Raw genomic sequence first — 19951 nt, forward strand, 5'->3', positions numbered from 1 at the left:
TAATCGCGTCCTTCATCGGCTCCAGTGCCAGGGCATCCACCGTGGACCCTTAGTATCTTGACCCTTCCATTCATTCACGCACGTCCCGACCCACCCAGGCGAACCTGAGCGGCGCCCGGAAGGCGCTCTCTGTGCTTGTTCTCTCGCACACCTCTTCGCTTGTCATGCTCCCCGCCTCGCTTGAGGCTCAGAAAAGATACACCCCAACCCTGAACCTGTCAACACCCTCTATCTGTCCGTGCCTGAACCTCGCTCGGCCACCGGAAAAAGCTCACTCTGCCGAGCAAAATGCTTCGGCCTCGGCCCAAGTGCATCATGGAGAGCGTGACCCCGCACGTTCTCTCCTTCTTTCGACTCACGTTGCCCACCCTCCTGACCACCGCTTTGGTCGGGTGTGGGCAAGGGGAGGCCATGCAAGTTCGGCAGGTCACCTCAGGCGGCACCCTCTACACGGTGGCGACGGTGGACCTGACGCGGGACCGCCTGGAACTGCACTGGCTCAATCCCACCACGGGGGAGCCTTACGGAACGTTTCGGCAGGTCATGGCGCGGCTGGGCAAGAGTGGGCGGCGCGTGCTGTTTGCCACCAACAGCGGCATCTACGCGCCTGGGCTGAAGCCGCTGGGCCTGCATGTGGAAGGAGGCCGAACACTGGTGCCTCTCAACAATGCCCGTTCTGGCGGCAACTTTGCCCTGTTGCCCAACGGAGTGTTCTGGATCAGGGGCAAGCAGGCGGGGGTGACAGAGACTCAGGCTTACCGCCGTGCAGACCTGCGGCCCACCTTTGCCAGTCAGTCCGGGCCACTGCTTGTCGAAAAGGGGCGGCTGCATCCGGCCTTCAACAAGAGCGGCACCAGCTTCAAGGTTCGCAGCGGCGTAGGTGTGTGCTCGGACGGGAGGGTGCGCTTTGTGGTGAGCGGCGCACCCGTCAACTTCCACAGCTTCGCGGTCTTTTTCCGGGACACGCTGGGATGCCCGGACGCCCTTTATCTGGACGGCAGCATCAGTGCCTATGCGACACCAGGGACCGACACGCAGTTTGCGGAGTTTGCTGGAATCTGGACCGTCAGCCGGTAGGCAGCAAGAGGCCGCCCCCGAGGAGGCGGCCTGTGGAAGTAGGCGGGGTCAGTTGGCGACGGTCAGGTTGACGGTACTGAGGGGCTCGGCATTGGGGTCTTCCAAGGGGCGCACGTCATAAGTCACCTCGCCGGGACCGGGGCGGCTCTGGTAGCTCCAGCCGCAGGTACTGTCGAGCAGAACCCGCTTGGTGCCCACGACCCGCTCGCCCCGGCGCACCGTCACGAGGTAGCCCTCGCCCGCACCCACCCCGCCGAAGCGGAAGGGCTCGCTCACCGTCTGACCGTCGGAGATGCTGAGGCTGTAAGGCTCGTCGCAGGTGGCGGCGCTGGCGTTGGGATCGGCGGCGGCCACAGTCACGGAGACGCTGGTGAGTTCAGTACCCGCCTCGTCCTGCACGGCGTAGGTGTGGGCGCCTTCGACCGGGCTGGGCACGTCCAGGCTCCAGGTGCCGTCATCCGCGACTGTGACGGTGCCGAGGCTGGTGCCGTCTTCCAGAATCTGCACGCTCTGGCCGGGCTCACCCGTACCGCTCAACGTGAAGCCCCCAGCGGGCAGTTCGGCGTCGGCCGCAGGCTCGGCGATGGTGAAGGCCGCTGCGGGTTCGGTCGGCTCGGTCGCCGTGGTGTCGGGGGTCTCCTCCGTGGCCGCGCCCGCAGGAGGCGTGGCGGGGGGCTGCGCGGCCGGGGTTCCGGCGGCGGGGCGAGAGGGTGCAGTCGTCGCGCCGGACGCAGGGGTTCCACTGCTCGGCGAGGCAGGCTCGCTCGGCTGAGCGGCTGGAGTGGTGGCTTCGGTGGCTTCCTGCTGCGCCTGACCGTCCGACGCAGCGGTGTCGTCGGAGGCGTCATCCTCCACGACATTCACCCGGAACTGGCTCTGGGTGCCGTCCGAACCCTCCACGGTGTAGACGTGTTCCCCGAGGGTGGGGGCGGGAAGTTGGGCCTGCCAGTTGCCCGCGTCGTCCACCGTCGCGGTGGCGACCTCCTGACCCTGGTCGGAGACGGTGAGGGTGATGCCGGGCGTGGCGGTGCCGCTCATCTCGAAGGGTTCGGCGGGCAGATTCGCCCCGGCGGTAGGGTTGGTCACGAGGATGCTCTCGCCGTCTCCGGTTGCTGCGGCCGCGTCGTCCACGATGTTGACCTTGAACTGGCTGCGGGTGCCGTCCGAACCCTCCACCGTGTAGGTGTGTTCGCCAGGAGTGGGGGCCGGAATCTGGGCTTCCCAGTTGCCCGTGTCGTCCACGGTGGCGGCAGCGACCTCGTCCCCCTCGTCGGAGATGGTGAGGGTCACGCCGGGAGCCGCCGTCCCACTCATGACGAAGGCTTCGGCAGGAAGGTCGGCGTCCGAGGTCGGGTTGGTGACCAGAATGCTCTCGCCGCCCTGCTGGGTCGCGGCGGGGGCGCTGGCGGTCGCCGGTTCACGGTCGTTCTGCTGCGTCAGCCAGCAGCCGCCCAGGCCGAGCAGCAGCAGGAGGGGAATCAGCCACCAGGGGAAGCCGCCGCGCCGCCGCGTCTGGGTGACGGTGGTGGTGCTGGTCGTCGTGCTGGTGGCGGGAGTCGGCGAGGGCCGGGGCGCGGGGGCTGCCCGCACCTGCGGGGTCGCTGCCGCGACGGTGGGCGGATTCAGCAGGGCGGAGAGGCCCGACATTCCCGGAGGGATCAGCCCCGGCAGCAGGCCCGGTACCTCGCCCAGCACCCGGCTGAGGCCCGCCGCCGTGGTGCCAGTGGCCCGAGCCTCGCGGCCCAGCAGCCCCAGCACGACGGGAGCGAGGAGGGCCAGCAGCTTTCCGGCGCTGGCCCCCGAGCCGCCTACCGCCGAGCCGAGGCGCCCCGTCACGGCGTCGGCAGAGCCAAACAGGTGCGTGACGAGCGGACGGCCCTGTCCCTCCAGCCGGGCAACTTCGGCGGGATCGGTGGGGAGGGGACCGGCGGCCAAGTCCTCCAGGTCACGGCTGCGGTTCAGGAGGTCAGCCGCTCCAGCCTCGTCCTGCCCCTTGCGGGCGATGGCCGCGAGGAGGACAGGGAGAGAAGCCGATGCCGCACGGCCCGCCGTACTCGCCGTGAACCCGGCCGCGCGGCCCAGCGCCTCGCCGGACGACCCGCCCAGGCGACCACGCAGGGTCTCGATCAGCCCGGTAGCGGTCAGCCCGGCGGCGACAGGCGCCGTTCCCGTGCTTCCCCCTGTGGCCATTCCCACCAGATCGCCAGGCCTCATCCCCCGCCCTGCGAGCAGGCTCAGCAGGAGCGGCAGGGCAAGTTGCAGTAAGCGGGTGGTTCCCGCCGAATCCGCCGAACCGAGACGAGAGGCGAGGGACGGCAGCGGCTCGCGCAGCACGTTCGCGGAGAGCACCTCGCCCGCCTGCATCAGCTCGGAGGCGCCGCCGGGGGCATTCAGGGCCGCGTCCACGCTGGAGAAGTTGGGGATGGCTGCGTAAGCCTGGTCTATAGCGGCCCGGCCTTCCGGCGTGCGGTCAGTGTCGGCCAGCGCCTGGACGAGCAGCGGCAGGCCCTCGCGCAGCACGCGGCCGGAGTCGGCGGGAGACAGCCCAGCGACCTGACCCAGAGTGGGCGTCGCGGGGCCGAAAAAGGAAACGAGCGGGTCATTCACGGTCATGCAGGCTCCTGGGCAGACGGAAAAGGCGTGGGAAACTGCCGCCCACTGGGGCGGCCCGGCTCACCGTACCTCAGCGCCAGAGCCGTCTCCTGACCGTCACCATGACCTTTCCCTAAGGAAAAGAGGGAAGGCCGGGTAGCCCCTCCCCCTCTCCCCTGCCCGAGTCCTTACGCTTCCAGCGCGGGGTCCGCCCCGTCGCGGGACCGCTCCACTAGGGTCAGGATGTCGTAGGTGGCGACGAGTTCCTCATTCTGGTTGGTGATCTCGGCCCGCCACTCGACCACGCCGGTCGGCCGGGTTTCACCGGGGCGCAGGTCCTTGCGAATCTTGCGCTTGCAGGTGAGGCGGGTGCGGATGGTGTCCCCGATGCCCACGGGCGTGATGAAGCGCAGGTTCTCCAGGCCGTAGTTCGCCAGCACCGGCCCCGGCGCGGCGGAGACGAACTGCCCAGCAGCGGCGGAAATCAGGAAGTAGCCGTGCGCCACCCGCTTCCCGAAGATGCCTTCCTTCGCGCCGATCTCGTCCACGTGGGCATAAAAGTGGTCCCCGGTCAGGCCCGCGAAGTTCACGATGTCCGCCTCGGTGACGGTGCGGCGGTGGGTGAGCAGGCTGTCGCCCACCTGAATCTCGTCGAAGGACTTGCGGAAGGGGTGAACCACGTCCTCGCGCACCTCGGCGCCGGGCACGTACTCGCGGGTCACGGCGGCGAGCGTGGTGGGGTCGGCCTGCACCGCCACCTTGTTCATGTGGTGCTTGATGCCTGCTGCGCCCGCGAGTTCCTCGCCGCCTCCCGCCCGGCCGGGACCGCCGTGCTTGAGCTGCGGCAGGGGGCTGCCGTGTCCGGTGCTTTCCTTCGCGTTGTTCCGGTTGAGGACGAGCAGGCGGCCGTGCGTGCTCGCCAGACCCATCACGAGGTCGGTCGCCTCGGCGCGGTCGTGGGTGATGATGCTTCCGGCGAGGCTGCCCCGGCCCATCTTGGCTAGGCGCACGGCGTCGTCCAGCGTGTCGTAGGGCAGCAGGGTCGCCACCGGTCCGAAGGCCTCCAGCTCGTGTGGGCCACGGGCGGTCAGGGGCGAGTCGCACAGCAGCACGGTGGGGTCGAGGAACGCGCCCTTCTCGCGGTCGCCGCCCAGCAGGTCGCGTTCCTCGCCGCCGATAACCACGCGGGCCTCCTCGCGCAGCGCCTCCAGGGTGGCCTGCACCCGTTCGCGCTGGGCGGTGCTGACAAGAGCGCCCATCCGCACGTCGTCGCGGGCGGGGTCGCCCAGGGTCACCTTGCCGAGTTCCTTGCGGAGCGCCTCTACCACGGCTTCCACCCGGTCGCGGGGCACCAAGGCGCGGCGAATGGCGGTGCACTTCTGCCCGGCCTTGCCGGTAATCTCGCGGGCCACTTCCTTGACGTAGAGGGCGAACTCGGGGTCCTCGGGGCGCACGGTCAGGCCCAGCACGGAGGCATTCAGGCTGTCAGCCTCGGTCACGAAGGGCACGTTGCGGGCGACGATATTGGGATGGACCTTGAGCTTGGCCGCCGTCGCCGCCGACCCCGTGAAGGCCACCATGTCCTGTTCCTCCAGGTGGTCGAGGAGGTCGCCGGGGTCGCCCGTCACGAGTTGCAGCGCCCCTTCAGGGAGCAGGCCCGACGCCACGATGTCGCGCACCACCCGCTCGGTCAGGTAGGCCGTCTGCGGGGCGGGCTTGACGAGGGTGGGCATCCCCGCAATAAAGGCGGGCGCGAGCTTTTCCAGCATTCCCCAGACCGGGAAGTTGTAGGCGTTGATCTGCACGGCCACCCCGTCACGCGGCACGAGGATGTGACGGCCCACGAAGGTGCCTCCCTTACCGAGCTGCTCCACCTTGCCGTCGGGCAGGAATCGCTCGTCGGGCAGCTCGCGGCGGGCGAGGCTGGCGTAGGAGAACAGGGTGCCGATGCCGCCCTCGATATCCACCCACCCGTCACGGCGGGTCGCGCCGGTCAGCAGGTTGAGGGTGTAGTAGTCCTCCTTGCGCTCCATCAGGTGCGTCGCCAGCGCCCGCAGCGCCCGCGCCCGCGTGTGGAAGGTCAGCCGCCGGAGGGCCGGGCCGCCCACGTCACGCCCGTAGGCCAGCGCCTGCGCGAAGTCCACCCCCTCGGAGGAGATGACGGCGACGGGGCGGCCGTAGATGGCGTCCACCAGCGTCTCGCCGTCGGGGTTGGCGTGCCAGGTGCCGTACACGTAGGAGGCAGGGCGGAGGAGGTCAGGGGTGGGAAGGGTGGTCATGGGGACTCCTTACAGAGTGGGGACGAAAAGCAAAGGCAGATGGCAAAAAGCCTGAAGCCTTCTGCCATCTGCCGTTCGTCTGCGGCGGGATCAGACACTCTTGAAGCCCTCAAATGGCTCCTTGCACGCATCGCACACATACAGCCGCTTACACAGCGTCGGGCCGAAGCTGCCCGTCATGCGGACATTGAGCGAGCCGCAGCGGGGGCAGCGGGTGGGTTCGGGGTCCAGGGTGATCAGGGGCGAGTCGCCCGCTGGGGCCGGGGGCGCGATCCCGTACTGGCGCAGGCGTTCGCGGGCGTCCTCCTGAATCCAGTCGGTCGTCCAGGGGGGGGTGAGGGTGCTGCGAACCTCCACGTCCTGTACGCCCAGCGCCCGCACCGCCTCCCCAATGGAATCTCGGATGACGTGCAGGGCCGGGCAGCCGGAGAAAGTCGGCGTGAAGGTCACGCTGACCCGCCCCCCGTCCACCGTCACGTCCCGGACCATGCCCATGTCGGTGACAGACACAACGGGGATTTCGGGGTCGGGCACGGCGGCGAGCGCGGTCCAGACCTGTTCGGGGGTAACGGGGAGGGTTGTCATGGTTTCACCAGACCTCGGCGTTCGGCACCGCGCGGGCCACGCTCTGCATCTCGGCGAGCAGCGGGGCGAGGTGCTCGGTGTGCGTGTCGCGTCCGGCCCCGGCGTCGGCGGGCACATCCGGCAAGGTCAGGCCGCACTTCCCGGTCAGGTGGGGCAGCACGAAGCTCTCCCAACTGCCGCGCAGCTTCTCCAGGTCGGGGACGATGCGGGCTGTCACCAGCTCGGCCTCGCCGGGCACAGGCTGAAACAGTTGCGCCGCGTAGGGCCACAGCTCGTCCAGTGCGGTCTGGGTGCGGCGGCGGCTTTCCTCGGTGCCCAGCGCCAGCCGCTCGACCCACAGCGCGGTGTGCTGAAGGTGGAACTTCTCCTCGCGCAGGGCCTTGGCCGCGACCTCGGCCAGCGGCGCGTAGGTGCTTGAGCGGGCCGCTTCCAGCCACAGCGCCTCGTAGGTGTCGAAGAGGAACTGCCGCAGCATAGTGAAGGCCCAGTCGCCCTTCGGCAGCTCCACGAAACGGGTGCAGCGGTACTCAGACGCGTCCCGGAAAAAGGCGAGCCGGTCGGCATCCGAGCCGTCCAGCGCCCGGCGCAGCTCCAGGTACAGCCCGGCGTGTCCCAGTTCGTCCTGCGCGATGTTCGCCAGCGCGATGTCTTCCTCAAGGATGGGCGCGTGCCCGGTCCACTCGCCATCCCGGTGCGCGAGGACGATCTCGTCGTCCGCGAGGGCCGTGAGCTTTTCAATCAGAGCGGCCCGCAGGCCCTCGGAGAGCGTCTCGGCGGCCTGCTGTTCGGTCGCAGTCATTCCTGCACCCCTTCCTTCGCGCGGCCGGGAATCAGGCCCTCGCGCTTGAGTTCCCCGATGTGGCGGCCGATGACCCCGTAGAACTGCTGCTGCTTGTAGGTCTTGTCCTTCGCGGGGGCGAACCAGCTTTCCACGGTGCCGGGGTCCTCGTCGGTGCGGACGACGGCGGACTCGGGAAAGACCAGCCAGGTCAGCGCGTCGGGATGCTGCCCCCGCGCCTGCCGCAGCGCGTCACCGGGGCCGCTCGCCTCCACGGTTCCCACGAGGTCCACGAAGGTCATGGAGCGCTTGTGCGTGCGCTTGAGTCCCACGTGGTAGGTGCCCGCCTCGCCGGGGGTGTCCAGCACCTCGGGGCGGGCGGCGAGTTCCTCCGGGGTGGCGGTCAGGATGTCGGCCTCGCGCACGGTCCACAGGCTCACGGCGGCGGGGCGACGCACAAAGACGTTGCGGGCGGTCACCAGCGCGTGCTGCGGGTCCCCCGCGTGGATGCTCCCCACCGCCTGATGGGGGCGGTTAGGGGCATCTTGCTTGAACACCTCCCAGCGGGGCCACTGGGTGTCAGGCGCGGTCATCAGTCCGCCGCCTGTCCCATCTGCCGGGCGGCGTAGGCTTCCAGCGCCTCGCGCACCCAGGCGCCGTCCTCGTGGGCCTCGCGGCGGGCACCGAGGCGCTCCCTGTTCAGCCCCTGCTGGCCTTTCACGACGGCCCAGAACTCGTCCCAGTTAATCGGGCCGTGCTTCCAGTTGCCGTCGGCGTCCTGGTGCAGTTCGGGGTCGGGGATGGTCAGCCCAGCTTCCAGCAGTTCGGGAGCATGCTCGTTGATAAACTCCTGGCGGACCTCGTCGTTCGTCTTGAGCTTGATGCCCCACTTGCTCAGCGCCCCGGTGTTGGGGCTGTCGGCGTCGTGCGGCCCCAGCATCATCAGGGCGGGCCACCACCAGCGGTTCAGGGCGTCCTGCGCCATCTGGCGCTGCTCGGGCGTGCCCTGCGCGTAGGCGACGATCATCTCCTTGCCCTGCTTGTGGTGGAAGGTCTCTTCCGAGCAGATGCGGACCATCGCCCGGCTGTAGGGGCCGTACGAGCAGCCCGCCAGCATGGTCTGGTTCTTGATCGCCGCGCCGTCTACCAGCCAGCCGATCATGCCCACGTCGGCCCAGGTGTGGGTGGGGTAGTTGAAGATGGACGAGTACTTGGCCCGGCCCGAGAGCAGCGCGTCCAGCATCTCCTCGCGGGAAATCCCCAACGTCTCGGCAGCGTGGTAGAGGTACTGCCCGTGCCCCGCCTCGTCCTGCACCTTGGCGATCAGGATGGTCTTGCGCTTGAGGGTCGGCGCCTTGGTGATCCACTCGCCCTCGGGCAGCATCCCGACGACTTCCGAGTGCGCGTGCTGCGAGATCATGCGGATAAGTTGGCGGCGGTACTCGGCGGGCATCCAGTCGCCGGGCTCAATCTTTTCGCCCCGCTGGATGCGGGCTTCAAAGGCGGCGTGCTGCTCGGCGGTCTCGGCGGGCGTCAGGGTCTGGGTCATGGCGGGCTCCTCCTGGGTCGGGACAACTTGCCTAACGAGCGTTTGTTAGATGGTACAGGATAGCAGCCTCCGCCACCCTCCCTGGCTCACAAAGTGAAGGGGGAGATCAAGGTTGAAAGTCGTCGTGGGGCGCGTCCGCGAGGGCTTGCAGGGCCGGGCGCAGAGCGGGCAACTCCACCCGCGCCGTGTGCCACACCAGCCGGGGGTCCACGCCGAAGTAATCGTGCGCGAGCAGGTTGCGAATGTCGCGCAGCCGGGGCCAGGGCACGCCGGGGGTGCGGTCCTGCACGCTCTGGGGAATGTATTTGGTGCCCTCGCCCAGCCGCAGCAGGTTGTGCAGGACGGCGTCCTGGCTGCGCTCGTCGGCGAGGAAGGAGGCCAGGGTGTGACCGTCCGTGGAGGCGGTCACGCGGTCCAGCGCCCGCAGCAGGTCGTGGACCCGCCAGCGCCAGCGCTTGCCCCGGTGCGAGTGGGGCGGCGGGTCGGGCACCTCCAGCACGTCCACGGCGTCGGCCAGAATCTCGCCGCGCAGGGCGGGGTGCAGACCGCCTTCCGTCAGCACGTCCACCCGGCGGCCCAGCAGGTCCTCAAAGACTTCTTTGGCCCGCATCAGGTCTAGCAAGCCCATCTCGCCCGCGAAGTCCAGCAGCAGGTCTATGTCGGCCGACGAGTCCGCCTCGCCTCGCGCGACCGAGCCGAAGACGCGCACGCGGGAGACGCCCGCTGCCCGCCACGCGGCCTCGCCGTCGCGCAGCACGGCGGCGATGGTGGGGAGGCGCAGGTCGGGGAAAAGGGGGGGAGGGGGCGACGCCACTGCCCCGGAGTGTAGAGCGTCGGCGCGGTCATTCCGCCCATGTTCCCCGGTCCACGCTTTACGATCCGACCTGTGATCGTCGCCATCGGCCATGACCTCATCGAGATTGAGCGCATTCGGGGCCTGCTGGTGCGGGAGGGGCGGCGGGCCGAGAAACTGTTTGCCCCGTGCGAGCTGGCCTACTGCGCTGAACATGCGGACCCCGCCCCCAGCCTCGCGGCCCGGTTTGCGGCCAAAGAAGCCTTTCAGAAGGTCTGGCCGCGCCCGCACGGGTGGCGCGACGTGTGGGTAGAGCGCGAGCGGACGCCGGACGGTCCCTTCCCCTTCGCCCGCCCGGTGCTGGGCTTCGCGCCAGAGATCGCGGCGGAACTGGAGGCGCGGGGCTGGGTGGCGCACCTGACGCTGACCCATACGAAGGAGCACGCGTCGGCAGTGGTGGTGCTGGAGGCGCGGTCAGGGCGCTAACGGGGCAAGGAGCGTATTCCTTCCACCCCAGTGAGTTGCTCGGTCAGGCGCACCCCCTCCACCAGATGCGCCCGCAGCACGCCAGGCAGCCAGGGGAGGCAGTCCGGCGGCAACGCGTCCGCTGCGAACCACCCCACCTCGGAGGTCTTGTCCAGTGGCTGTGGCTCGCCGTCCCAGGCGCCAGCCAGGAACAGGAAATCCACGCCCGCGACCGGGCCGCCCAGCCCGATCACGTCGTATCGGGACACGCCCAGCGAGCGCAGGGCGGCCGGGTCCACGCGCAGACCGACTTCCTCCCACGCTTCGCGGGTCACTGCGTCTAGTAGAGCCTCGCCCGGCTCCACCGCGCCGCCGGGTAAATTCCACAGGCCATCCGCAAAGGTCGTCCCCGAGCGCCGCCCCAGCAGCACCCGGCCCGAGGCGTCCCGCACGACCAGCCACACGATGAGGTGAATCACCGCCCCAGCGTAGAGCCTGCGCTATGCTGCCTCCGCGTCACCGGGGGTGCCCTGCTGCGATCAGCACGGGCTGAGATCACACCCCAGGAACCTGAACCGGGTCATTCCGGCGGAGGGAGCGTGACGGAAGGGCCGCCCCCCGGCGCGTGCCTTCCTCGGCTTCCCCTCGTGACGCGAGGGGGATTTTTTATGCGCAAAACACTGCTGCTCGGCCTGCTGCTCGCGGGGGCCGCCCACGCCCAGACCACCCTGACGGTGATTACCCATGACTCCTTCGACGTGGATAAGAAACTGGTCGCCCAGTTCGAGCAGGCGAACAAGGCCCGCGTGCGCTTCGTGCGGGGTGGGGACGCGGGCGAACTCCTCAACCGCCTGATCCTGACCCGCCGCGCCCCGATTGCCGACGTGGTGTACGGCCTGGACAATGCCATGCTGCCCCGCGCGAAGGCCGCCGGGATTCTGGAGGCGTACCGCTCGCCCGCGCTGGCGAGGGTGTCCGCCGCCTCCCGCCTGGACGATGCGGGGCTGCTGAACACGGTGAATTCCGGCCTAGTGGCGCTGAACTATGACCGCGCGGCCTGGGCGAAGACGGGCCTGCCCCTGCCCCGCAGCCTGGACGACCTGAAAAAGCCGCAGTACGCCCGCCTGACGGTGGTTTCCTCGCCCGCGACGAGCAGCCCCGGCCTCGCTTTCCTGCTCGCCACCGTGAACCACTACGGCGAGGCGGGCGCGTGGGCGTGGTGGCGCGAGGCCCGCGCGAACGGCATGAAGGTCACGCGCGGCTGGTCGGACGCCTACAACAAGGACTTCAGCAAGAACGGCGGCAAGTACCCCATCGTCCTGAGCTACGCGAGCAGCCCCGCCGCCGAGGTCTACTACGCGGACGGCTACGACCCGAAAAAGCTACCTGCCCAGGCGCCCACCGCCAACCTGTTCCTGCCGGGCAGCACCTTCCTGCAACTGGAGGGCGTGGGCGTGCTGAAGGGGAGCAAGCAGCCCGCGCTCGCCCGCAAGTTCGTGGACTTCATGCTGTCGGGCGGCGTGCAGGCCGACATTCCCACCCGGATGTGGGTTTACCCGGCGGTGAGCGGCACCAAACTGGACCCCGTCTTCCGCTTTGCCGAGAAGCCCGAGGTCAAGCCTGTGAAGGCCAGCGTGGCGGCCAACCCGCAGCGGCTGGTGGACGCCTGGGTGACGCAGGTACTGCGGGCACGGTGAAGGGGACGAGCTTCGCCCGCCACCCCCCTCTGCTTCGCAGCTCTACGAGTCCCAGCCTCCCCCGCAAGGGAGGATTAAAGACGCCACAGCTTGAGCCTCCTCAAAAACAGGCACAGTGGACGCCGCACAGGTGTGGGCCGGTGGCGTCCGCACCGCCTTCACCACGTCGGCTCGCGCAGCGAGACGGTGGCCGCAGCCAGCACGCACCAAGATCAAACTTTCCGCGCCGATTGCGACGACCCCCACCGCACCGGACGAAGGCCCTGCCCAGCGCAGCGCCGCTCCCCCTGCCCCCTCGGGGGGTAGGGGGCTGGGGGGTGGGGGCAAAACCGAATCAAGACCTCCGGCCCCCCAGCCCATGACCCCGTCCCCCCGCCTCGGCTGGCTCCTCGCCCTCCCGTCCCTCCTCTTCCTGACCCTCCTCCTCGCCCTCCCCCTCACCCGCACCTTGCTGGAAGGCGGCATCAACCTCGCCGTCTGGCAGGACCCCTACTTCCTGGGTCGCCTGACCTGGACCCTGGCCCAGGCGGGCGCGTCCGCCCTGATCGCCCTGCTGATCGGAGCGCCCCTCGCCTACCTTCTGTCCCGGTACACGGTCCTCGGCAAGGCCCTGCTCCTGCGCCTCCTGCTGCTGCCCTTCGTGACCCCGACCCTGGTGGCCGTGCTGGGCCTCTCGGCCCTGCTGGGACCGCAGGGCTGGATCAGCCGTCCGCTGGGACTGGACTTGGAGGAAACGCCTGCGCTGCTGATCCTCGGAAACCTCTTTTTCAACTTGCCCGTGATGATTCGGTTGGCCTACGCGGGCTTCTCGCGGGTGTCGCCGGGCCTGACCGAGGCGGCGCGAACGCTGGGGGCGTCGAGCCTGCGGGCGGCGCTGACGGTGGCACTGCCGCTGGCACTGCCGGGGCTGCTGGCCGGGGTCATCCTGGTGTTTCTCTACTCAGCGCTGAGCTTCGGACTGCCCCTGGCGCTGGGCGGCGAGCGCTACGCCACGCTGGAGGTCGAGATCTACACGCTGACGGCCTACCAGTTCCGGCTGTCGGAGGCGAGTGCCCTGATCGCCGGGCAACTCGCGCTGACGCTGGGGGCGACGTGGGCATATGTGGCCCTGCTGCGAGGCGGGACGGGCGTACCCGCGAGCGGTCTGCCCCCGGCGCGGGGCGTGGCGGCGGCGGGCCTGTGGGGCCTCACGGCACTGGTGGGCCTGATCTGCTTCGGGCCGCTGGTCGCCGTCGTGGCGCGGGGGCTGCTCGGGTCAGCCGGACCGACGCTGGCCTACTGGCAGGGCATCCTGGCAGACCCGGAGACACCGCTGCTGGTGGGCAACACGCTGCGCTTCGGGCTGCTGGCGCTGCTGGGGGCCGTGGGGCTGGGCGGATTACACGCGCTGGGGGCGTGGCGGGCGCGGTCACGGGTGCTCGACCTGCTCTCGCTATTGCCGCTGATGGTGTCGCCCGTGAGTCTGGCGGTGGGCTACCTGCTGGCGTACCCGGCGCTGTCGGCCACCCTGCCCCTCCTGATCGCGGCATATACCTTGCTGGGCTTTCCGCTGGTGACGCGCAGCCTGCTTCCGGCGCTGCGGGCACTGCCCCCCCACCTGACCGAGGCCGCCCGCACCCTGGGCGCCCGGCCCCTCGGGGCGCACCGCACGGTCACGCTCCCGCTCACGCTTCCGGCGCTGCGGGGCGGCGCGGCGCTGGCGCTGGCGACCGTGCTGGGCGAGTTCGGGGCCACGCTGGTCCTGACCCGGCCCGAGTGGGCCACCCTCAGCGTGGGCCTCTACGACCGCCTGGGCCGCCCCGGTGAGCGCAATCTGGGCGAGGCGTGTGCGCTGGCGACGGTGCTGCTGCTCCTAGCGGCTGGAGCCTTCACATTGCTGGACGGCGGGGAGGGGGAGGTGACGTAACTGGGGATGTCATACACTGTCAAACGGAGGTGCGAAATGCGCGTGAAACTTGGCAAACACGGCAACAGCCTGGGCTTCGTGGTGCCCGCCAGTGTGGTCCGCGAGGAGGCGCTGGAAGCGGGGCAGGAGTATGAACTGACGGTGGCCGCGAACGGTGGGTTCCACCTCCTGCCGGTCGAACGCCCCGTCTGGCGGCCCGACCTGAGCATCGACGAACTGCTGGCCGGGTTGCCGGAAGGACCTCTGAAGTACGAGGACATCCCCGAGTACAGGCCGGTGGGCCGGGAACTGGACTGGTGAGTGGCCCGGAGCAGAGTGACCCAGAGCGGGGGCAACTTATCTGGGTCACCTTCGACCCCAGCCTGGGCCACGAGCAGGGAGGCCGCCGCCCGGCTCTGGTGGTCAGCAACACCCGTTACAACGAGCGCACCGGGCTGATGATCTGCATGCCCGTGACCTCACGCGCCAAGGGCTACACCTCGGAGATCGCGCTCCCGGAGACTCTGAGCATCCGTGGAGTCGTGCTGGCCTCTCACGTTTACACGATGGACTGGCGGGCGCGGGACGTTCAGGTCATCGAGACGGTTCCCGCCGAGATTCTGACGGCGGCTCTGCAACGTCTGGCCGTCATCCTCTTGCAATGAGTTCTCCCGCCCTCGCCCTCCACCACCTCTCCAAGCGCTACGGCTCCACCGTCGCCGCCGAGGACGTCTCGCTGACCGTCGGCGCGGGCGAGACGGTCGCGCTGCTGGGGCCGAGCGGCTGCGGCAAGAGCACCGTCTTGAGGTGTGTGGCTGGGCTGGAACGCCCTGACGCGGGCCGGGTCGAGATCGGCGGACGGGACGTGACCCCCCTGCCCCCGGAGGCGCGGCACGTTGGGCTGGTCTTTCAAGACTATGCGCTCTTTCCGCATCTGAGCGTCCTGGGAAACGTCACCTACGGCCCCCGGATGCGCGGAGCGCGGCGGGCGCAGGCCGAGGGGCGGGCGCGGGAAGCCCTGGCGCTCGTGGGCCTGGAGGCCTTGACTGGGCGCACCCCCGCGCAACTCTCCGGCGGACAGGCACAGCGGGTGGCCCTGGCACGGGCGGTGGCGACCGGCTCGCCCTTGCTGCTGCTCGACGAGCCCCTGAGCAATCTGGACGAGCAACTCCGGGCGCGGCTACGCTCCGATCTGCGAGCACTGTTCGGGCAGGTCGGCGCAGGCGTCTTACTCGTCACGCATGACCAGCGGGAGGCGTTGGCGCTGGCCGCACGAGTGGCGGTGATGCGGGCCGGGCGGCTGGTGCAGGTGGGCGGGGCCGCCGAAGTCTTTGCCCGGCCCGCGACCGCGTGGGTGGCGGCCTTCCTGGGGCACACGAACGTGCTGACTGCCCCCGGCGGCCTGGCGCGGCTGGTCCCGGAAGGCGCGGTGCGGCTGGGCAAGGGTAACCCCCTCCCCGTCACCGCCTATCAACCCACCGATACCGGGACCGAGGTCACGGTCGTGCATCCCCTCGGCACCCTCACCCTGCACCTCAGCCCTCGGGAGGCGGGGGGCATTGATGAAGGACGGCTCAGGCTGAGCGTGGACGAGGGGCGGGTCTTGACCCTGCCCGACGACCGGGAGGGCGCGTGACCGCCTGGATTCTCGTCGGCGGACGGCTGGTGCCCACGCCTGCCCTGGCCGCGCTTCCCCACCCTGACCTCGTGGTGGCGGCGGACGGGGGGGCACGGCACGCGGCGACCCTGGGAGTCCGGGTCGACGTGTGGGTGGGCGACTTTGATTCCTCCGGGGACCTGGAGCTGAATGCCCCCCGCGAGATTCACCCCGCCGCGAAGGACGAGACGGATGCCGAACTCGCCGTGCAGGTGGCGCGGGACAGGGGCGCGACCGAACTGGTCTTTCTGGGCGCCTTCGGGGGCCGCTTCGACCATGCGGCGGCGCTAGCGCTGGGTGCGGTGCGGCTGGCGCGGGAAGGGCTGAGGGTCACTCTCCACAGCGGCGACGAGAGCGGGCATCCGCTGGTGCCGGGACAAGTCCTGAGCCTCGAACTTCCTCCCGGTGCCACCCTGAGCGTGCTCGCTCTAAGCGACCTCCACGGCCTGACCCTGACCGGGGTGCGCTGGCCGCTCACGGGCGCCGACGTGCCGCTGGGCAGTGGTTGGACCGTCAGCAACGAGGCGCTGGGCGGCGAGGTCCGGGCCAGCCTGGAGGCGGGCCTGGGGCTGGTGACGGCGCTGCACCGTCGGGAGGGTCAGACCGCGCTCGCCCGGTAAGGCCGGTTCAGGCGGCGCTCCAGCAGGGCAAACAGCCGCGCCGCCACGTTCGACAGCAGGAAGTAGATCAGCGCGACCGCGAGGTACAGCGGCACCGGCTGGTAGGTGATGGACACCAACCCACGGGTGGTCAGCAGCAACTCGGACACCGTGATCACGCTGGCGAGGCTGGAATCTTTCAGCAGACCGATAAACTGATTGCCCAGCGCAGGCACGGCGGTGCGGGCCGCCTGCGGAATCAGGACCAGCCGCAGAATGTCCCAGGGCTTCAGGCCCAGCGCACGCGCCGCCTCGGTCTGGCCCCGGTCCACGGCGTTCAGGCTGCCCCGAATAATCTCGGCGGCGTAGGCCCCGGCAAAGAGGCTCAGGCCCAGCACCGCCGTGTTGAAGGCGGGCAGAGAGACCCCCGTGATCTGCGGCAGCGCGAAGAAGAGGAAAAAGAGCTGCACCAGCAGCGGCGTGCCCCGGAAGGTTTCGATGTAGGCGCCCGCCAGCAGCCGCACCGGCGCGAGGCGCGACATCCGACCCAGTCCGGCGATCAGGCCCAGGATCAGCCCGAAGATGCTGGACAGGACCGTGAGAGACAGCGTGAGCTGGGCGCCGCGCCACAGGGCGGCCAGGGCGTCGGGCGTGAAGACCGTGGAGAGGGTGGACAGCATGAAAAACCTCCTTGCCTGCGGAGCCAGAAGAAGGGGCCGCACGGCTGATCCGCACGGCCCACTTCCGGCTTCCTGGGGTTACTTGGCGGGCACCGTGATGTCCGAGCCGAGGTACTTCAGGCTCAGACGCTTGAGAGTGCCGTCGGCCCGCATGGAGGCCATCGCCTTTTCCACGGCGGCCTTGAGCTGCGGCTGGTTCTTGCCCAGGGTGATATAGGGGTTGTCCTGTTGCAGCACCGGTCCCGCCAGCCGGAGCTTCAGCCCGTTCTTGATGGCGACGCTGCCCACCGTGCGGGTGGTGATCATCCCGGCGGCGCGGCCCGCGTTCAGCGCCAGGAAAATCTCCTGCTCGCCGCTGTAAGTCGCGACGTTGGTGTACTTGCGGTCTCGCAGGAACTTCTCGAACACGGTGCCTTGCGCCACCGCGACGGGCCGCCCGTTGAGGCCCGCGAGGGTCCGCGCCGACGAGTTGGCGGGCACGACCAGTTGCAGGCCGTCGTAGTAGTATGGGCGGCTCAGGAAGTCCACCGCCCGCTCGCGCTCGGGGGTCTTGCTCTGGGAGGCGACGGCGAGGTCGAACTGCCCGGCCTGCAACCCCGCGATGATGGAGGGGAACTCGGCCTTGATCAGCCGGGCGCGGACGCCGAGGCGCTTGGCGATCTCGCGGGCCACGTCGGCGTCGAAGCCGGTCAGCGAACCGTCGGGGGCGGGCTGCGAGAAGGGCGGGTACTCGCCGCTCATCACGACGCGCAGTTCGCCGCGCTTGCGGACATCGGCCAGTTCGGCGTGCGCCACCGAAGAAACGGTAAGCGCGAGGGTGGACAGCAGCAGCAGACGGGATTTCAACATGGGATTCTCCTGACCCTGGAACGTGAAAGAGGGCAAACGGGACCCACGCTACCCCGTCTGCCCTCCGATTGCCGAGAAGGGTTTCTTAAGTTGGTACGAGGGACTACAGGTCAGCGCCTGAGAATCATGGCGTTGCCGGGCACGCCTCCACACCCGCACGGGTCTTGCGGGTAAAGCGGCAGCCGTAGGTGGGACTGGCAACCGTCGCGGCCGTGAGCACGTCGTCCCCGGCAGGCCTGACCCCCGTGCGCTCCCAGGTCACGAGGTCGTTGAACGCCTCCACCAGTTCGGCCCCGTCAAACTCGCAGTGGCCCCCTGCGCGGATCGCCCGCTGCACGAGGCGGTCGCCGTTGCCATTCGCCTGTGCCGCCTGGCGGTAGAGCTGCTGGTGCCGGAAGGGCACGTAGAAGTCGCCCAGCGTGTGCAGGGTCAGCACGGGCACGCTGAATTCCCCGTTCACGGCGGGCAGCCAGCGCAGGCCACCGGGCCGGGCGGCGTTCGCGGCGGGATCGGCCCGCACACGCAGGATCACGTCGTTGAAGGTCTTCTCGGCGGCGGTGGGGTCGGCGGCGCTCGTCCAGCGGTAGACCCGGCCCTCGTTGCCGTAGAGGTTGCGGGTCAGGATGCCGTTCACGGTGCCGTCCGCTCCGCCCGTGCTGAACACCGCGTTCTGCGTCCCGGCGAGACGGAAACCCTGCTCGAAGACGGGACGGTCCCCGCCGGTCAGGCGGCGGGCGATCTCGCGCAACCGGGCGCCCTGGCCCTCGTTCTCGGTCCAGGTCGGCCCCTCGGTCTCGGTGAACAGCGCCTGTTTGATCGCGGGCAGCAGCTCCTGGTAATTGCTCTGGGGAAAGGTGCGCGGCCCCAGCCCGGCGAGTTGCGCGGCGGCGAGGGTGTAGTCGCCCAGCCACTCGAACTGGTACGCCTCGTCCATCACCCCGCACAGCGGGAGGGCGGCGGCGTAGTTGACCCGGCTCTTGGCCGTCGCCAGCGTCTCCTTTTCCACGGCGGCCCCGGCGATGTGGCCGCCCATCGAAACGCCCATGATCAGGTACTTGCTCGGTTTGGCGTGCTTGCCCCCGGTCAGGCGCTCGAAGGCCAGCGCGAGGGCGTTGGTGTCCTCCACCCCGGCCTGCACGTCGTAGTAGTTGGCCGAGTAGCTGCTCGCGGCCCAGGCGTACCCCTGAGACAGCAGGTAGGGACGCAGCGGCGGCGGCTCCACGGTGAGGTTCTCGCCCTCGCCCCGGTAGCCGTGCGCGTACATGACCAGGGTGCCGTTCCAGTTCGCCGGAACCTCGATCTGGTAGGCGGCGTCGCCGCGCAGCCCGGCGTAGCTGCCCTGGTAGAGGGTGGCGCCCGCCACGGGGGCGAGGGTCGGCGGGACGACCTTGAAGGTGCGGCCTGCCTGGGCAGGAACTTCGGCGGGAGGCCGAATCTGGGTGCAACTGCCCAGCAGGAGGCTGGCGGCGAGGAATGCGGGCACAGGGGAACGGAAGAGCGTCATAGAACCTCCGAGAAAGGGGGAGCCGTCCGGCGACCACGCGGGGTACCGGGGAGAGGCGAACGGATTGTGAAGAGAAGCCCCCCCAGTTAAGGGCACCCGCCGGGGCGCTGTCAATGCGGAAGCGGGCCACCTGGGCCGGGAACCACCCGCCCGCCTCGCCCGTATGGTGAACATATGACGAGACGTGGACCCGGATGTGGCTGCCTGGGGTGTGGGGGCGGCGGTTTGCTCGTGCTGGTGGTGCTGGGCGCACTCGCGTGGTTCCTGGTGATCCAACCCGCCCGCACCTTTCTGGAGTCGTGGCAGGGGGCAGGGACCACCACCACCCAGACGCAGACGCCGCCCTCCTCCACGGACGGGACGGGCATCGACGTGCCCACCCTGCCGGGGCCGAACGGCACGGCGACCACGCCCCCGCAGGAGGGGGGGGCAGCCCAGCCCGCACCCCCGGCGGGAGCGCCGCTGACCGCGCAGGACGTGCAGCGCTTCCTGGCGGTACGCCGCGACGTGCAGGCGGCGCTGGGCGACAGCTTCACGCAGCTTCAGCAGGTCTGGACCGATATCCAGCAGGGGCAGTCGCCCAACATCCTGACGCTGGCGCAGGTGCTGGGGCAGGTCAGCGGCAGCGTGGGCGCGGCCCGCACCGCCCAGGCCCAGGCCCTGACCCGCGAGGGCCTGACCCCCGAGCGCTACGCCCAGATTCGCGGTGCGGTGAACCGGGCGCTGGGCGTGCCCGACATCGATTTCGCTCAGGCCGCCGAGGCCCTGCGCTCGGGCCGTCTGCCCGACCTGGGCACCGCCGTGCAGACGGCCACCCCGGAGGAACGCGCCCTGGTCGCGCCGTACCGCGCCGAGCTGACGCAGACGGCGGCGCTGGGGTTGCTGGGGCTATAAACGTCGCTCCGCACGGACAGAGATGCCCTGGCCACGGCTGGGGCACCTTTTCTGTTGGCAGGCTCAGC

Annotated in this window: 20 protein-coding genes and 1 riboswitch; of the genes, 9 read left to right on the forward strand and 11 right to left on the reverse strand. The window is 69.8% G+C overall.

Annotated features, from left to right (window positions below):
* Positions 1 to 411: 411 nt before the first annotated feature.
* Complete coding sequence (locus F8S09_RS11270; protein WP_227978656.1) at positions 412 to 1077, forward strand: phosphodiester glycosidase family protein; 666 nt, start codon at positions 412 to 414, stop codon at positions 1075 to 1077.
* 48 nt (positions 1078 to 1125) lie between these two features.
* On the opposite strand, the gene F8S09_RS11275 is transcribed toward F8S09_RS11270, so the two are convergent.
* The 7 genes from F8S09_RS11275 to F8S09_RS11305 form a co-directional block, all read right to left on the reverse strand.
* The gene (locus F8S09_RS11275) at positions 1126 to 3690 is read right to left on the reverse strand and encodes a DUF937 domain-containing protein (RefSeq protein ID WP_152871607.1); all 2565 of its coding nucleotides are present in this window, start codon (positions 3688 to 3690) and stop codon (positions 1126 to 1128) included.
* 167 nt (positions 3691 to 3857) lie between these two features.
* Positions 3858 to 5948: a phenylacetic acid degradation bifunctional protein PaaZ gene (gene paaZ / locus F8S09_RS11280; protein WP_152871608.1), complete on the reverse strand. Its 2091-nt coding sequence runs from the start codon at positions 5946 to 5948 to the stop codon at positions 3858 to 3860.
* A 90-nt stretch (positions 5949 to 6038) separates the two neighbouring features.
* Positions 6039 to 6533 (reverse strand): 1,2-phenylacetyl-CoA epoxidase subunit PaaD, encoded by a 495-nt coding sequence (gene paaD, locus F8S09_RS11285; protein ID WP_152871609.1) that lies wholly within the window; start codon positions 6531 to 6533, stop codon positions 6039 to 6041.
* Positions 6534 to 6537: 4 nt separating this feature from the next.
* Positions 6538 to 7332 (reverse strand): 1,2-phenylacetyl-CoA epoxidase subunit PaaC, encoded by a 795-nt coding sequence (gene paaC, locus F8S09_RS11290; protein WP_152871610.1) that lies wholly within the window; start codon positions 7330 to 7332, stop codon positions 6538 to 6540.
* On the reverse strand, positions 7329 to 7904 hold the full coding sequence (locus tag F8S09_RS11295) for a phenylacetic acid degradation protein (protein WP_152871611.1): 576 nt from the start codon (positions 7902 to 7904) through the stop codon (positions 7329 to 7331). Before F8S09_RS11295 ends, paaC begins: the two co-directional genes overlap by 4 nt.
* Positions 7904 to 8860, reverse strand: a complete 957-nt coding sequence (gene paaA, locus F8S09_RS11300) for a 1,2-phenylacetyl-CoA epoxidase subunit PaaA (RefSeq protein ID WP_152871612.1) — start codon at positions 8858 to 8860, stop codon at positions 7904 to 7906. The genes F8S09_RS11295 and paaA overlap by 1 nt, the downstream gene beginning before the upstream one ends.
* A gap of 106 nt (positions 8861 to 8966) precedes the next feature.
* Complete coding sequence (locus F8S09_RS11305) at positions 8967 to 9674, reverse strand: HepT-like ribonuclease domain-containing protein (protein WP_322618759.1); 708 nt, start codon at positions 9672 to 9674, stop codon at positions 8967 to 8969.
* 72 nt (positions 9675 to 9746) lie between these two features.
* Between F8S09_RS11305 and F8S09_RS11310 the strand changes: the two genes are divergently transcribed.
* Entirely contained in the window at positions 9747 to 10139 is a 393-nt protein-coding gene (locus F8S09_RS11310) for a 4'-phosphopantetheinyl transferase superfamily protein (protein WP_322618760.1), read from the forward strand.
* Here F8S09_RS11310 and F8S09_RS11315 read toward each other — a convergent pair.
* A complete protein-coding gene (locus tag F8S09_RS11315) occupies positions 10136 to 10597 on the reverse strand; it encodes an NUDIX domain-containing protein (RefSeq protein WP_322618761.1) in 462 nt (153 codons plus the stop codon). The two genes, F8S09_RS11310 and F8S09_RS11315, sit on opposite strands and share 4 nt — an antisense overlap.
* A gap of 32 nt (positions 10598 to 10629) precedes the next feature.
* Positions 10630 to 10733, forward strand: a riboswitch (TPP riboswitch).
* Between the two features lie 53 nt (positions 10734 to 10786).
* On the opposite strand from F8S09_RS11315, the gene F8S09_RS11320 reads away from it, so the two are divergent.
* The 6 genes from F8S09_RS11320 to F8S09_RS11345 all read left to right on the forward strand — a co-directional run bounded on the left by F8S09_RS11320 (position 10787) and on the right by F8S09_RS11345 (position 15977).
* A complete protein-coding gene (locus F8S09_RS11320) occupies positions 10787 to 11815 on the forward strand; it encodes a thiamine ABC transporter substrate-binding protein (protein WP_152871615.1) in 1029 nt (342 codons plus the stop codon).
* Between the two features lie 358 nt (positions 11816 to 12173).
* Positions 12174 to 13721: an ABC transporter permease gene (locus F8S09_RS11325; RefSeq protein ID WP_152871616.1), complete on the forward strand. Its 1548-nt coding sequence runs from the start codon at positions 12174 to 12176 to the stop codon at positions 13719 to 13721.
* A 36-nt stretch (positions 13722 to 13757) separates the two neighbouring features.
* Positions 13758 to 14021, forward strand: a complete 264-nt coding sequence (locus F8S09_RS11330; RefSeq protein WP_152871617.1) for an AbrB/MazE/SpoVT family DNA-binding domain-containing protein — start codon at positions 13758 to 13760, stop codon at positions 14019 to 14021.
* Positions 14018 to 14365 (forward strand): type II toxin-antitoxin system PemK/MazF family toxin, encoded by a 348-nt coding sequence (locus tag F8S09_RS11335; RefSeq protein WP_322618762.1) that lies wholly within the window; start codon positions 14018 to 14020, stop codon positions 14363 to 14365. The genes F8S09_RS11330 and F8S09_RS11335 overlap by 4 nt, the downstream gene beginning before the upstream one ends.
* Positions 14362 to 15336, forward strand: coding sequence for an ABC transporter ATP-binding protein (locus F8S09_RS11340; protein ID WP_152871619.1), 975 nt, complete (start codon positions 14362 to 14364; stop codon positions 15334 to 15336). The genes F8S09_RS11335 and F8S09_RS11340 overlap by 4 nt, the downstream gene beginning before the upstream one ends.
* Positions 15333 to 15977, forward strand: coding sequence for a thiamine diphosphokinase (locus F8S09_RS11345; RefSeq protein WP_322618763.1), 645 nt, complete (start codon positions 15333 to 15335; stop codon positions 15975 to 15977). The genes F8S09_RS11340 and F8S09_RS11345 overlap by 4 nt, the downstream gene beginning before the upstream one ends.
* Here the strand turns inward: F8S09_RS11345 and F8S09_RS11350 are convergent.
* The 3 genes from F8S09_RS11350 to F8S09_RS11360 all read right to left on the reverse strand — a co-directional run bounded on the left by F8S09_RS11350 (position 15956) and on the right by F8S09_RS11360 (position 18989).
* Positions 15956 to 16636 (reverse strand): amino acid ABC transporter permease, encoded by a 681-nt coding sequence (locus F8S09_RS11350; protein ID WP_152871620.1) that lies wholly within the window; start codon positions 16634 to 16636, stop codon positions 15956 to 15958. The two genes, F8S09_RS11345 and F8S09_RS11350, sit on opposite strands and share 22 nt — an antisense overlap.
* 78 nt (positions 16637 to 16714) lie before the next feature.
* Positions 16715 to 17485 carry a transporter substrate-binding domain-containing protein gene (locus F8S09_RS11355; protein WP_152871621.1) on the reverse strand — a complete coding sequence of 257 codons (771 nt, stop codon included), beginning with the start codon at positions 17483 to 17485 and terminating at the stop codon, positions 16715 to 16717.
* Positions 17486 to 17609: 124 nt separating this feature from the next.
* Positions 17610 to 18989 (reverse strand): alpha/beta hydrolase family protein, encoded by a 1380-nt coding sequence (locus F8S09_RS11360; RefSeq protein ID WP_152871622.1) that lies wholly within the window; start codon positions 18987 to 18989, stop codon positions 17610 to 17612.
* A 231-nt stretch (positions 18990 to 19220) separates the two neighbouring features.
* Here F8S09_RS11360 and F8S09_RS11365 point away from each other — a divergent pair, with 231 nt between their 5' ends.
* A complete protein-coding gene (locus F8S09_RS11365) occupies positions 19221 to 19883 on the forward strand; it encodes a hypothetical protein (protein WP_322618789.1) in 663 nt (220 codons plus the stop codon).
* Positions 19884 to 19951: the final 68 nt, after the last annotated feature.

It is taken from the genome of Deinococcus terrestris (genome assembly GCF_009377345.1).
Lineage (GTDB): Bacteria > Deinococcota > Deinococci > Deinococcales > Deinococcaceae > Deinococcus > Deinococcus terrestris.

Bases quoted from the DNA above. Each gene is read 5' to 3' on its own strand.
- paaD (WP_152871609.1), bottom strand. From the start codon at position 6,533: ATGACAACCCTCCCCGTTACCCCCGAACAGGTCTGGACCGCGCTCGCC.
- F8S09_RS11275 (WP_152871607.1), bottom strand. From the start codon at position 3,690: ATGACCGTGAATGACCCGCTCGTTTCCTTTTTCGGCCCCGCGACGCCC.
- F8S09_RS11360 (WP_152871622.1), bottom strand. From the start codon at position 18,989: ATGACGCTCTTCCGTTCCCCTGTGCCCGCATTCCTCGCCGCCAGCCTC.
- F8S09_RS11320 (WP_152871615.1), top strand. From the start codon at position 10,787: ATGCGCAAAACACTGCTGCTCGGCCTGCTGCTCGCGGGGGCCGCCCAC.
- F8S09_RS11270 (WP_227978656.1), top strand. From the start codon at position 412: ATGCAAGTTCGGCAGGTCACCTCAGGCGGCACCCTCTACACGGTGGCG.
- paaC (WP_152871610.1), bottom strand. From the start codon at position 7,332: ATGACTGCGACCGAACAGCAGGCCGCCGAGACGCTCTCCGAGGGCCTG.
- F8S09_RS11330 (WP_152871617.1), top strand. From the start codon at position 13,758: ATGCGCGTGAAACTTGGCAAACACGGCAACAGCCTGGGCTTCGTGGTG.
- F8S09_RS11350 (WP_152871620.1), bottom strand. From the start codon at position 16,636: ATGCTGTCCACCCTCTCCACGGTCTTCACGCCCGACGCCCTGGCCGCC.
- F8S09_RS11340 (WP_152871619.1), top strand. From the start codon at position 14,362: ATGAGTTCTCCCGCCCTCGCCCTCCACCACCTCTCCAAGCGCTACGGC.
- paaZ (WP_152871608.1), bottom strand. From the start codon at position 5,948: ATGACCACCCTTCCCACCCCTGACCTCCTCCGCCCTGCCTCCTACGTG.
- F8S09_RS11325 (WP_152871616.1), top strand. From the start codon at position 12,174: ATGACCCCGTCCCCCCGCCTCGGCTGGCTCCTCGCCCTCCCGTCCCTC.
- paaA (WP_152871612.1), bottom strand. From the start codon at position 8,860: ATGACCCAGACCCTGACGCCCGCCGAGACCGCCGAGCAGCACGCCGCC.
- F8S09_RS11355 (WP_152871621.1), bottom strand. From the start codon at position 17,485: ATGTTGAAATCCCGTCTGCTGCTGCTGTCCACCCTCGCGCTTACCGTT.
- F8S09_RS11295 (WP_152871611.1), bottom strand. From the start codon at position 7,904: ATGACCGCGCCTGACACCCAGTGGCCCCGCTGGGAGGTGTTCAAGCAA.